The sequence below is a fragment of the Flavobacterium flavigenum genome (assembly GCF_027111255.2).
Lineage (GTDB): Bacteria > Bacteroidota > Bacteroidia > Flavobacteriales > Flavobacteriaceae > Flavobacterium > Flavobacterium flavigenum.
Genome location: NZ_CP114285.2, coordinates 1,999,096 through 2,011,502, shown reverse-complemented (window position 1 = coordinate 2,011,502; position 12,407 = coordinate 1,999,096). Strand labels below are relative to the sequence as shown.

Annotated in this window: 10 protein-coding genes; 5 read left to right on the top strand and 5 right to left on the bottom strand. The window is 34.2% G+C overall.

The genetic code is table 11. The features are described from left to right. Nucleotides 1–3 precede the first annotated feature (3 nt). The 3 genes from OZP09_RS07980 (at nt 4) to OZP09_RS07970 (ending at nt 3,865) form a co-directional block, all read left to right on the top strand. Entirely contained in the window at nt 4–2,469 is a 2,466-nt protein-coding gene (locus tag OZP09_RS07980) for a TonB-dependent receptor (protein WP_269237325.1), read from the top strand. Further along, nucleotides 2,466–2,813 (top strand): hypothetical protein, encoded by a 348-nt coding sequence (locus tag OZP09_RS07975; protein WP_269237324.1) that lies wholly within the window; start codon nt 2,466–2,468, stop codon nt 2,811–2,813. The genes OZP09_RS07980 and OZP09_RS07975 overlap by 4 nt, the downstream gene beginning before the upstream one ends. A 332-nt stretch (nt 2,814–3,145) precedes the next feature. Next, complete coding sequence (locus OZP09_RS07970; RefSeq protein WP_269237323.1) at nt 3,146–3,865, top strand: CREC-EF hand family protein; 720 nt, start codon at nt 3,146–3,148, stop codon at nt 3,863–3,865. A 165-nt stretch (nt 3,866–4,030) separates the two neighbouring features. Here OZP09_RS07970 and OZP09_RS07965 read toward each other — a convergent pair whose 3' ends face one another. The 5 genes from OZP09_RS07965 to OZP09_RS07945 form a co-directional block, all read right to left on the bottom strand. Continuing rightward, the gene (locus tag OZP09_RS07965; RefSeq protein WP_281310579.1) at nt 4,031–4,732 is read right to left on the bottom strand and encodes a hypothetical protein; all 702 of its coding nucleotides are present in this window, start codon (nt 4,730–4,732) and stop codon (nt 4,031–4,033) included. Between the two features lie 130 nt (nt 4,733–4,862). Beyond that, nucleotides 4,863–6,692, bottom strand: coding sequence for an ABC transporter ATP-binding protein (locus tag OZP09_RS07960; protein WP_281310578.1), 1,830 nt, complete (start codon nt 6,690–6,692; stop codon nt 4,863–4,865). A 193-nt stretch (nt 6,693–6,885) separates the two neighbouring features. Beyond that, entirely contained in the window at nt 6,886–8,613 is a 1,728-nt protein-coding gene (locus OZP09_RS07955; protein WP_281310577.1) for a phospho-sugar mutase, read from the bottom strand. Between the two features lie 130 nt (nt 8,614–8,743). After that, entirely contained in the window at nt 8,744–9,700 is a 957-nt protein-coding gene (locus OZP09_RS07950) for a glycosyltransferase family 2 protein (protein WP_281310576.1), read from the bottom strand. 7 nt (nt 9,701–9,707) lie between these two features. Beyond that, a complete protein-coding gene (locus OZP09_RS07945; protein ID WP_269237320.1) occupies nt 9,708–10,238 on the bottom strand; it encodes a DUF4199 domain-containing protein in 531 nt (176 codons plus the stop codon). A gap of 248 nt (nt 10,239–10,486) precedes the next feature. On the opposite strand from OZP09_RS07945, the gene OZP09_RS07940 reads away from it, so the two are divergent. Together OZP09_RS07940 and OZP09_RS07935 are read left to right on the top strand one after the other, a co-directional pair. After that, nucleotides 10,487–10,741, top strand: a complete 255-nt coding sequence (locus tag OZP09_RS07940) for a type B 50S ribosomal protein L31 (RefSeq protein ID WP_011921626.1) — start codon at nt 10,487–10,489, stop codon at nt 10,739–10,741. A gap of 277 nt (nt 10,742–11,018) precedes the next feature. Then, the gene (locus tag OZP09_RS07935; RefSeq protein ID WP_269237318.1) at nt 11,019–12,194 is read left to right on the top strand and encodes a GlmU family protein; all 1,176 of its coding nucleotides are present in this window, start codon (nt 11,019–11,021) and stop codon (nt 12,192–12,194) included. The last annotated feature ends 213 nt before the right edge of the window (nt 12,195–12,407 follow it).

Below are 12,407 nucleotides of genomic sequence, written 5' to 3'. Positions count from 1 at the left end.
CGTTTGAATAATTTTAAATTAATAATTGTTATACTTTTTCTGTGGATCGGTTTTGCTTCATCTGCCCAGAGTGCACGTGTGAAAGGTATTATTTTAGACAATGAGAACCATCCGGTTGCAGATGTAAATATTACTTCAGGAGATAAAGCTGCAAAATCGAATGCTAAAGGTCATTTTGATATTTTTGTGGCTTCAAATAAAAAGGTGGTTTTAGTTTTTACACACATTTCTTTGAAAATGGTGACCTTAACGGTAAATTTAAAACCTTACGAAACATTTGTTTTTAACCCCGTTATGAATAACTCCCAAGAGCAAATGGGAGAAGTTTTTGTGTCCTCGAAAAATAAAAGACGTGTTCAGGGTATTACAGTTATTGATCAGTCAACTATAAAAAAAGTTCCAGGAGCAAATGCCGGAATCGAGAACATACTTAAAACGTTACCCGGTGTAAACTCCAACAATGAACTGAGTACACAATATGCTGTTCGTGGAGGTAATTATGATGAAAACCTGGTTTACGTAAATGAAATCGAAGTATATCGTCCGTTTTTAATTCGCTCCGGACAGCAGGAAGGATTGAGTTTTACGAACACTGATTTAGTACAAAATGTAGATTTTTCAGCTGGCGGTTTTCAGGCTAAATTTGGAGATAAATTATCTTCTGTTTTAGATATAAGTTATAGAAAACCAACTCAGTTTAGCGCATCAGTCGAGGCGAGTTTTCTTGGCGGAAGCATTTCAGTTGATGCGGTTTCAAAAAATAAAAAATGGTCTGCTATTACTGGTGTACGTTATCGCAACAATAGCCTGTTGGTTAACAGCCAGGATACCCAGACAAACTATACGCCAACGTTTGCAGATATTCAGACAAATATTAATTATGATATTTCTCAAAAATGGCAGCTAAGTTTTTTGGGAAATATTTCGCAAAATAAGTATTTATATCAGCCTTTAACACGCGAAACAAAATTTGGAACTATTGATCAGCCAATGTCACTGGCCGTTTTTTATCAAGGTCAGGAAAAGGATCAGTACGATACTTATTTTGGAGCTGTAAAAACAACTTTTAAGGCTTCCCCAACCCTTACTTTTAAATTAATCGGATCTCTATTTCATACTATTGAACAGGAGCATTTTGATATTTTGGCACAATACCGATTGGGAAATATAGATGAGAACGGAAATATCAATTCTGATGATGTCGATTTTACTAGAGGAATCGGTACGCAGCTCAATCACGCCCGAAATGATCTGGACGCTTTGATCGCTAACATTGAATTCAAAGGTTTTAAAGAGTGGAAAGATAATAATCAGTTAGAATTTGGCTTGAAATTTACAAGAGAATCGATACGTGACAGGTTAGTGGAGTGGGAAGTGATTGATTCGGCAGGATTTTCGATAAATCGGCCTAATTTAAATTTTCCTAAAAACAACCAGCCGTATGAACCCTACGCCGGACCGCTTTTGCCATACCAAAATATTCGTGCTGTCAATTTTAATGATATAAACAGATTTTCAGGTTATGCACAATGGAGTAACAAGACTGATTTGGGATCCAGTCAATTCTGGTATACTGTTGGGGCCCGCTTTCAAAGCTGGCAGGTTTCAGGAGCAGCTGTAGAAGGTAAAAATCAGACTGTTTTTAGTCCACGTGTGCAATTTTCCTTAAAACCGGACTGGAACAGGGATATGATTTTCAGGCTTTCCGGAGGTTTGTATCATCAGCCGCCATTTTACCGTGAACTTCGCGATTTTAACGGAGAAGTTAATCCAAACGTAAAAGCCCAGCAGTCTGTTCATGTCGTTTTGAGTAACGATTATAATTTTAAAATGTGGAACAGGCCTTTTAAATGGGTAACGGAAGTGTATTATAAATCGCTTTCAGATGTAAATACCTATTCGATTGACAATGTGCGAATTCGCTATGTGGCAGACAATAATGCCAAAGCATATGCTCAGGGGCTTGATTTCAGGCTAAACGGGGAGTTTGTTCCGGGAACGGAATCCTGGATAAGTTTCGGTTATCTTAAAACGGAAGAAAATTATAAAGATAAAGGTTTTATAGCCAGACCTACTGATCAAAGGCTGAAGTTTGCGATGCTTTTTCAGGATTATATGCCCAATATCCCAAGTATTAAATTATATCTTAATTTAGTATATAATACAGGTTTACCGGGTGGTTCACCATCTTACTCGGATCCTTATGTATATCAGAACAGGCTGAATGATTACAGAAGGGCAGATGTAGGTTTTGCAAAAGTTTTTATTGATCATAATAATATATCCAAAACCCGCTGGTTAAAGAATTTTAAAGAGTTGGCATTAGGAGTAGAAATATTCAACCTTTTCAATAATCAAAATGCAATAACCAATACCTGGGTGCGGGATGCTTATTCTAAAAATCAATACGCAATTCCAAACTATATGACCTCAAGGGTTTTTAATATAAAGCTGAATGCGAGATTATGATCGAAAAACGTGAAAAAAGAAAGAAGATTTTTTACGTTCCGGGAATGATTTCTTTGGTTTTAATTCCTTTGTTTTGCTTATATCATTTTTACAAGGTTGAGGCTTTTAAAACTTATGGGGCTTTAGATTTTTCACTTCCAGATAAAGAAGATTTTGAAAAGTATAAAGTTGGGAATTTAAGAAAATATAAAACATTTAATTTCAATAATCAGAAATCAAAAGAAGAACAAAAGCTAAAAGAATTGCGGCTTTTTGCGCGTGATTTAGTGAAACATTATGACAGTATTAATGGAATAAAAATCCAATTTGGGCCAAAAACAGAATATGTACTTTTATTAATGTAATTGATGTTTTTTATGAAGAAAAAATGCCTGTCTGGGCACTATTTTCAGATAATATCTATGCATTTACACATCCTAGGCCAAAGGTGAAAAAAGATAATAGATTTTTTTGCGGAACTCCAAAATATTCAGAACTGAATACTATTCGAATGGAAGAAGAAAAACGAAAGGAAGAATTGAATGTTTTTCAAATTTCTTTTTTTAAACAGCAAAAGATAATACTGTTAGGCTATTTAGCTCTTTTTTTTCTAAGCATCTTTACGTTAGTAAAATTCAATAAAAACCAAAATTACAATCAAAAATAGTATATTTGATAATCGAATATAATTTTGCAGATGAAAAAGTACCTTAAATATACAGCCTTAGCAATTGCAGCAACATTTATCAGTTGCCGTGAGGAAGTTCAAAAGCCCAAAGTGAGTTACGATGTTTCAAACAAAGTAAGTGTCAGTAAAACAGATTCCACGCAAATTGAAGTGGCAGATTTGCCAATTCAGATGGAAGGAACAGATTATTTGATTCATCCGGTTGGGGATTTGCGTGTATTCGAAAAAGGATCAAAAGCACGTTACGGATCATCAACTGTAAATGATGTGAGTTTTACTATTTCTAATCTGGGAGAGTATGAAATTACAGGTTATCTGCAAAATTTGAAATTCCAAAAAACAGATTCAGATTCTATCCGACCGCTATCTGATAAACCAATTTTAATTTTAACAGCAACATATCTAAAAACAATTGCTGATAAAACACAAAATAAAATTATGGTTTATACGCTTACAGATTCGGATACAAATAAAGATGGTAAAATAGATACCGGAGATATCAAAACCCTTTATTTAAGCAATATTAGCGGAGAAAACTTTACCAAAGTTTCTACAGATTTAGAGGAACTCGTAGACTGGAATATTGTTGAATCAAAAAATCGTCTGTATTTCAGGACAATTCAAGACACCAATCAAAATGGTCAGTTTGATAAAAACGATGTTTTGCATTATAATTACATCGATTTGGCTTTGAAAAACTGGGAAGTGAAAAATTATAAACCTATTTAAGATACTAAGATTCTAAGGTTTTGCAACAGATAGAAAAGATTCTGTCTTTAGAATAAAGAAAAAGAAAACCGTATAGAAATTTAAAATTTCTATACGGTTTTTTATTCTGTGGCTGGAAAAAACTCAGTAGCTTAGTATCTTAGAACCTTCGCAACTTTTAGAAAATCAAATCAAAATATCACTTTCCAGATCTGATTTTTCTATTTCTAATCCAAATCCTAAACGATCTACCAATTCAATTACCAGTTTTTTATACCAGTTTTCTGATTTCGGATGAATGTAGATCTTTTCTATTAATTCATTAACATCTACGTTTATTTTTAATCCTTCATTCAGTTTTAAATTGCTTTGTGAAGTGTCTGTAATAATGCGGACTTCCCGTTCGTACTGAAAACTTTTTCTTTTAAACAAAAAAGGAAAAAAAGAATCGTCAAACGGAATATATTCTTTTTTGTAGTCGATATAATTTACCTCACCAATATACTGATCAAAATTTTGCTCCGGATTTACTGCTTTTTGTAATCTTCCAATTGTGGACTGAATGGCTAATCCTTCACTGTTTTGTGTAAAAATCTGCCACATTGCAAATGATTCATACTCGTTAATATGCCAGCTGCTGACAGCTACCTTTTCCCGATGCGTTTTGTAATAATTTAAAAATTCCGGATTGTCAATGGCGAGTTTTTTGATTTCTTCATATGTTGGTTCACTAAAAGTCCCTTCATACTGATCCTCAAATTTGTCAGATCGTGACATGAATAGTTTTTTTGAAAGAAGTAAATCAAGAAATTTAGATAAATCGAGATATTTCCACACAACAGTATCAGGATCGTCAGGCAGTTTTATGTTTGGGTTGTTAAGATACATTTTGAGCGCATTAAATGATTTATTCTTTAACGAACCTAAAGTTATAAAAATAAAAACAGATTAAGGAAGTTAAAATCAGTTTTATTGTTTCCTTAATCTGTGTGAATTATGTGGTAGTCGATAGGTACTCTTAAGATTCAAAAGACTGCATCGTTACCAGTTTGTTATAAGTGCCGTTATGTGCAATTAATTCTTCATGGGTTCCCTGTTCTACAATTCGACCTTTTTGCATTACAACAATTACGTCAGCTTTTTGAATCGTAGAGAGCCGGTGAGCAATAACAATTGAAGTTCTGTTCTGCATCATATTTTCAAGTGCCACCTGAACAAATTTTTCGCTTTCGGTATCCAGTGCTGATGTTGCTTCATCCAGAATCATAATAGGAGGGTTCTTAAGTACCGCACGTGCAATAGACAAACGTTGCTTTTGCCCGCCGGATAATTTGTTTCCACTGTCGCCAATGTTGGTGTAAATTCCTAATGGTAATTCTTTTACGAATTCAAAAGCGTTGGCTATTTTTAAAGCCTCAATGATTTCGTCATCTGTAGCATCTAATTTTCCTAATGCAATATTAGCCTTGATAGTATCATTAAATAAAATGCTGTCCTGGGTAACCAAGCCCATTAAACTTCTAAGCGACTGGAGGTTAATTTCTTTTATATTTGCCCCGTCAATAGAAATAGATCCGTCGTTAACATCATAAAAGCGGGTCAGCAGGTTTGCGATTGTACTCTTTCCGCTTCCTGATTGTCCAACAAGGGCAACGGTCTGGCCTTTTTTGATTTCAAGTGAAAAGTCTTTTAAAACCGTCTCATTTTCGTATTTAAAATTGATGTTTTGAACGCTGATATTATGGTCAAAACTTGTTTTTTCCAGTGCTTTAGGTTTGGAAGCAATTGTGTTTTCCTGTTCTAAAATTTCCAATACCCTATCAGCAGCAGCATTTCCTCTTTTTACAGCATAAGAAGCTTTTGAGATTGATTTTGCAGGGGTAAGAATGTTGTAAGCAAGTCCCATATAAGCAATAAATGATGCTCCATCCAGTGTTTTTTCAATCAAAACCATTTGTCCTCCGTACCATAATAAAATAGTAATAACCATGATGCCCATAAATTCACTAGCAGGAGAAGCTAAATTCTGGCGATGTCCAATGCTGTTTGATAATTTAAAAAATCGTTCAGTTGAATTTTTAAACATAGTGTTGAAATAATTCTCAGCATTATATCCCTTTACTACTTTTAATCCTCCAATAGTTTCTTCAATAGTTGATAAAAAAGTTCCTTGTTCCTGTTGTGCTTTACTGGATTTCTTTTTAAGCTGTTTTCCAATTAATGAAATTATATACCCTGAAACCGGAATGAACACAAAAACAAATAAAGTTAGTTTAGTGCTTATGATTAACATAGCAATGATAGTGAAAATAATGGTTAAAGGTTCTTTCACAATAAGCTCTAATATGGCTAAAAAAGAAGTCTGAACCTCATTTACATCTGCAGAAATTCTCGAAATAACATCTCCTTTTCGTTTTTCAGAAAAAAAAGCCAATGGCAATTCAAGTGTTTTTTCATACATCGCATTTCGGATATCTTTCAATACGCCATTTCTTAAATAAGTAACAAAAAACATAGCCAGATAATCAGCCAGGTTTTTTAATAAAAAAATAGAAATAATGATGGCTACCATAACAGAAAGTACAAAACCGGGATTGTTTTGGTCAGTATTCATTGTGATATAATAGCTTAAGTAGTTTTCCCCATATTCTTTTATGTGCGAAATCCCTTCGTAAGCAGGCATGACAGTATTTCTTTTTGTTTTGTCAAATAAAACCTGAATCATAGGGATTAATGCCATGAAAGAAAGGGTGCTGAAAAGTGCATATAAAACATTAAAAAAAATGTTTAGATAAGCATATTTTTTATAAGGATATATAAAAGGAAGTATTTTTTTGAAATTACTCATTTATTCTTTTGATATTGATTTCTTTATACAACCATAACATTGAAGTGTTTTGGTATGGATTTTTTACCGCACAAAATTAGTCGAATTAGCACGTTTTTAATTTCTTTTTGCTTTTTTTTATAAAAAAAACTCTGATTTGCATTGATGAAATACAAATCAGAGCTTATGAAAATCTTATTCTTAGTTTGTTGTGTTAACTCAATTGCATATCTGCAATGATATTCTGTATTTTTTGGTCTAAGAATTTTTCAGCCTCATCAAAGTCCAAAACCGATTCGATTTCAGCATTTACGCTGATGTAGAATTTGATTTTCGGTTCTGTTCCGCTTGGTCTTGCACAAATTTTCGAGCCGTCTTCGGTGTAATAAATCAAAACGTTTGATTTTGGCATATCCATTACAGATTCCTCACCTGTCAATAAATTCAAAGCAACGGATGACTGGTAATCCTCGACCATAATAACTCTTTGATTGTTAATTTCTTTCAATGGTTTTTCTCTTAAATTAATCATCATCTGATTAATTTCTTCAAGACCTTCAATCCCTTTTTTGGTTAAAGAAACCAAATATTCTTTGTAGAAACCATTCTCCACATAAAGCTGTAAAAGTTCTTTGTAAACAGAGCTTCCGGCTGCTTTTGCCTGAGCAGCAACTTCGCAGATTAATAAGGTAGCAGCAACAGCATCTTTATCACGAACAGCGTCACCAACCATAAAACCAAAGCTTTCTTCACCGCCTCCAATAAATTGGAGTTCAGGGAAATCTTTAATCATTTTGGCAATCCATTTAAAGCCAGTCAGACCCACTTTGCATTCAACGCCATAGCTTGTAGCCAGTTCCATAATCATCGGAGTAGAAACGATTGTAGAACCAACGAATTGTTTTCCATTAATTTTACCGGCTTTTTTCCATTGTTTCAAAAGGAAAGAAGTCATCAAAACCATCGTCTGATTTCCGTTTAGCAAAATCATTTTTCCATCGTTATTACGAACAGCAACGCCCAAACGATCACAATCAGGATCCGTTCCTACGACAATATCGGAGTTTGTTTTGTCTGCCAATGCCAAAGCCATTGTCAATGCTTCCGGTTCTTCAGGATTTGGGGATTTTACCGTTGGGAAATTTCCATCAGGAACAGCCTGCTCGGGAACTATGTGAACATTTTTATAACCTGCTTCAGATAAAGTATCAGGAATTGATTTTATAGAAGTTCCATGTAATGAAGTGAAAACAATATGCAGATTGTCTTTGGCTTCAGCCGGGGTATTAAAACTTGCGTTTTCGATAGATGATTTTACAAAAGCTTTGTCAATTTCGGTATCAATATACTGAATCAGACTTTCATCAGCATTAAATTTGATCTTATCATAAGTAAGGCTTTCAATTACTTTAATGATAGCGGCATCTTCAGGGGGAACAATCTGGCCTCCGTCCTGCCAGTACACTTTATAACCATTATATTCGGGTGGATTGTGCGAAGCAGTCAATACAATTCCGCACTGACAACCTAAATATTTAAGTGCAAAAGATAATTCAGGCGTTGGACGCAAATCAGAAAACAAATAAACCTGAATTCCGTTTGCAGAAAAGACATCGGCCACTACTTTTGCCAGGGTATTACTGTTGTGACGACAGTCGTAAGCAATAACTACTTTTATAGGCTGATTAGGGAAAACTTCATGCAGGTAATCAGAAAGTCCCTGTGTGTTTTTTCCAAGTGTGTATTTGTTGATGCGATTGTTTCCAATTCCCATAACACCGCGCATTCCCCCGGTTCCAAACTCCAGGTTTTTATAAAAACTTTCCTCAAGTTCTTTTGGCGATGTGGTCATTAATTCCTTAACAGCATCTTGTGTTTCTTTGTCAAATGTTGGCGTAAGCCACTCGTTTACGGCGTCTAAAATATTAGGTGCTATATTCATGTAACTAATTTTTTTAAATGTTTAATTAAAGATAGGAATTTTTCAGGAGCTAATCCTGCTGTTCACTATATCTTTTGTGGTGAACCCCACCACAAAAGGATGCCGTTCCCATCAGGGCTAGGGCATTACGTTAAAAATTAACCTCTCGGGCAACTTTGTATCGGGCTTCATTGCTTTTAGTGCGCAAAATAATTTCGCCTAAAAACCCTGCCAAAAAAAGCTGAGTTCCCAAAACCATTGTAGTCAGGGCAATATAGAACCATGGGTTATTTGTAACAAGGCTGTATTTCATTCCGGTATACATATGGTATAGTTTAGAAATACCAATGTATCCCGCTGCTAAAAATCCGATGATGAACATTAAAGAGCCCATAGCGCCAAATAAGTGCATTGGCCTTTTTCCGAATCTTGATAAAAACCAAATTGTAATCAAATCAAGGAATCCGTTTATAAAACGTTCCATTCCAAATTTGGTTTCGCCGTATTTTCTGGCTTGGTGTATTACTACTTTTTCGCCAATTTTACCAAATCCGGCATTTTTAGCCAAAACCGGAATATACCTGTGCATTTCGCCTGAAACTTCGATATTTTTTACAACAACGTTTTTGTAGGCTTTCAGACCACAATTAAAATCGTTTAGTTCAACACCTGAGGTTTTTCTGGCGGCCCAGTTAAATAATTTCGAAGGCAGGTTTTTTGCTACAACCGAGTCGTATCTTTTTTTCTTCCAGCCTGAAACTAAATCGTACTTTTGAGCGGTAATCATTTCGTACAATCCCGGAATTTCATCGGGACTATCCTGTAAATCGGCATCCATTGTAATGATTACGTCGCCATGAGCCTTTGCAAAACCAGCATGTAATGCCTGCGATTTTCCGAAGTTTTTCATGAAGCGAATCCCTTTTACATTTGGGTTTTCGTTAGAGAAACTTTCGATAATATTCCACGAATTATCTGTACTACCGTCATCCACAAAAATGATTTCATAAGAGTAATTGTTGGATTGCATCACTTTAATAATCCATGAGTAGAGTTCTTTTAGTGATTCCTCTTCGTTTAGAAGCGGTATAAGTATAGATAAATTCATTTATTTTTTATTCTTGTGTAGTTTTGCTTTTAAAAAATGCAGCTAAAATCAGGCCTAAAATAGAGTAAAGCGCAATACTGAAACCTAATCCTTTAAGCTGCTCTAAAGTCGAAAAAGGGCTGGTTTCTTTCATCTTTGCTAATGTTTCGTTTATAGCAGAAGCAGGTGTCCCGAATTTTTGAAGCGTTTCAGCCATGTATTTTATAAGATGTTCACTTATAACTTCTTTTGCATCAGGGTCAATTACATTAAATAAAATAACACTAAATGTTGTTGAGATTAAAAGAGCAATCAGAATGGTGATAAAATAGGTTGTAAATGCATCTTTGAAAGAAAAAAATCCATTTATTTCTTTTTTTGTTTTTGTTAGTAATACAATGCCGGTTACTACAAAAATGATAAATGTTGAGGCTCCAATCCAGCCAGAAACAAATAATTTTAGATCAATTGCATAAATTGTAGCTGTAATTAATGCTGAAATAATGCCTAAAATAATTCCATAAGTAATCCCATTCTTCTTTATAACTTCATTGATCATATTTTTATATGTTTAAAATTAATCCACAAATATAGCAATTCCCCCTATAATCGAATATAAAAAAAGCTTTTTGAATTTAACTAAAAAAAAGCAGGCTAAGTATTTGTTTATTAAAAAAGAATTGTAAATTTGCACACTCAAAAATAATTAAATTTTTAAACAAAAAAGAGTATTCATTGTTTACACCTTTTTCTAACCATGAAAAAGCTTCAAAATAAAAATGCTCCAAACAATAAATAAAAAGAAAGATGAAAAAAGGAATCCACCCGGAAAATTACAGATTAGTAGCATTTAAAGACATGTCAAACGATGACGTTTTTATCACTAAATCTACTGCAGATACAAAAGAGACAATTGAAGTTGACGGAGTTGAGTATCCAGTTGTAAAAATGGAGATTTCAAGAACATCTCACCCTTTTTATACTGGTAAATCTAAACTTATCGATACTGCAGGACGTATTGACAAGTTCAAAACTAAATATGCAAAACACGCTAAAAAATAATAGCTGTTTAAAATTATACAGAAGCCTTCCACTCCGGAAGGCTTTTTTTATGCTGAGATTTAATTGTAAGTAATACTAAGATTTGTGTAATTCCTATAGCTAGTGGATCTGAACTCAATAATAATTCTTTGCAAACCTTTGTGTGTTTAGCCTTTGCGGTTTTTTGCGATAAAAAAACAGTCTGTACCACTATAGTATAAATGCCACAAATAAAATATTTGTAACTTTGACCCTGATAACCAAATCAAGATTTTAACAAGTACCAAATTTATTCTTTATGAACTACATCCTTTTTGACGGTCCCGTTCGGAATGCTTTATTACCTTTTACTTTTACAAGACCTGTGGCTGATATTCTAATCGGAATTATGACGATTCGTCAAAAATGGGAGGCGCGTTTGGGGTCGACTATTACTACAATTACAGAAGAATATTTATCTGCTAAATTTCCAATGGTGGAGATGGAGGAAAATATTATGATAAATGCTGCGTATTTACCAAATGATACGCTTGTAGATATGATTTCTGATTTAAAGGAAAATCAGGCAATCTTTAAAGGGGATGACGTTATCGCTTTTTTTACAACTGAAAATCAGGACGAGGTTGATTTTGATTCGTATGAAATTATTTATTACGATCAGGAATGTTTAACCGTTGAACATACATGGGATATTTTCTCTAAAAATGATGCTGCCATTCGCGCCGACTTTGATTATGTAACTGAAGATCGAAAATCACAGCCTATTCCGAAAAGTGTCAATGTTATTTCTCCAGAAAACATTTTTATTGAAGAAGGGGCAAAACTGGAATTTGTAACTTTAAATGCCTCAACCGGACCAATATATATAGGTAAGAATGCTGAAATTATGGAGGGAACCGTAATTCGTGGCCCTTTTGCTCTATGCGAAAATGCACAGGTTAAACTGAATGCAAAAGTGTATGGAGCCACAACGGTTGGACCAGGATCCAGAATAGGAGGGGAAGTTAAAAACGCTGTTCTTTTTGCGAATTCAAATAAGGGGCATGATGGTTTTTTGGGCGATTCTGTTTTAGGTGAATGGTGTAATATTGGGGCTGACAGTAATAATTCAAACCTGAAAAATAATTATGAAGAAGTAAAATTATGGAGTTACGAAACAGAAGGTTTCGCTAAAACAGGACTTCAGTTTTGTGGTTTAATGATGGGGGACCACAGTAAATGCGGTATAAATACGATGTTTAATACCGGTACAGTAGTAGGGGTGAGTGCCAATATTTTTGGATCTGGCTTTCCGCGCAATTTTGTTCCGAGTTTTTCATGGGGTGGAGCATCAGGTTTTACAACATACATAACCAAAAAAGCTTTTGAAACGGCTAAACTGGTTATGGGAAGAAGAAATATCGAATTTGATGAAACTGAAGCTGCTATCTTAGAACATGTTTTTGAACAAACTAAAAAATGGAGAAAAGATTAATGAGTCAATGAGATAATTAATCAATGAGATAATTTTTGTAAACCCGACAGATTGTTAAAATCTATAGGGTTTTATTTTTTTACAAATTCAGATAATTGTCTAATTGTTGCATTCTCAAATTATCTAATTCTCAAATTGGCACATTATCTAATTAAAATCTATCTTTGCGGCTTCAAAAAAATACCTGTGCAGAAAATTAAAAGTCTAAGCAGT

What these genes read in the sequence shown, in the direction of transcription:
- OZP09_RS07965 (WP_281310579.1), bottom strand. Translation starts at nt 4,732, where the DNA reads ATGTATCTTAACAACCCAAACATAAAACTGCCTGACGATCCTGATACT.
- OZP09_RS07975 (WP_269237324.1), top strand. Translation starts at nt 2,466, where the DNA reads ATGATCGAAAAACGTGAAAAAAGAAAGAAGATTTTTTACGTTCCGGGA.
- OZP09_RS07970 (WP_269237323.1), top strand. Translation starts at nt 3,146, where the DNA reads ATGAAAAAGTACCTTAAATATACAGCCTTAGCAATTGCAGCAACATTT.
- OZP09_RS07960 (WP_281310578.1), bottom strand. Translation starts at nt 6,692, where the DNA reads ATGAGTAATTTCAAAAAAATACTTCCTTTTATATATCCTTATAAAAAA.
- OZP09_RS07955 (WP_281310577.1), bottom strand. Translation starts at nt 8,613, where the DNA reads ATGAATATAGCACCTAATATTTTAGACGCCGTAAACGAGTGGCTTACG.
- OZP09_RS07950 (WP_281310576.1), bottom strand. Translation starts at nt 9,700, where the DNA reads ATGAATTTATCTATACTTATACCGCTTCTAAACGAAGAGGAATCACTA.
- OZP09_RS07935 (WP_269237318.1), top strand. Translation starts at nt 11,019, where the DNA reads ATGAACTACATCCTTTTTGACGGTCCCGTTCGGAATGCTTTATTACCT.
- OZP09_RS07940 (WP_011921626.1), top strand. Translation starts at nt 10,487, where the DNA reads ATGAAAAAAGGAATCCACCCGGAAAATTACAGATTAGTAGCATTTAAA.
- OZP09_RS07945 (WP_269237320.1), bottom strand. Translation starts at nt 10,238, where the DNA reads ATGATCAATGAAGTTATAAAGAAGAATGGGATTACTTATGGAATTATT.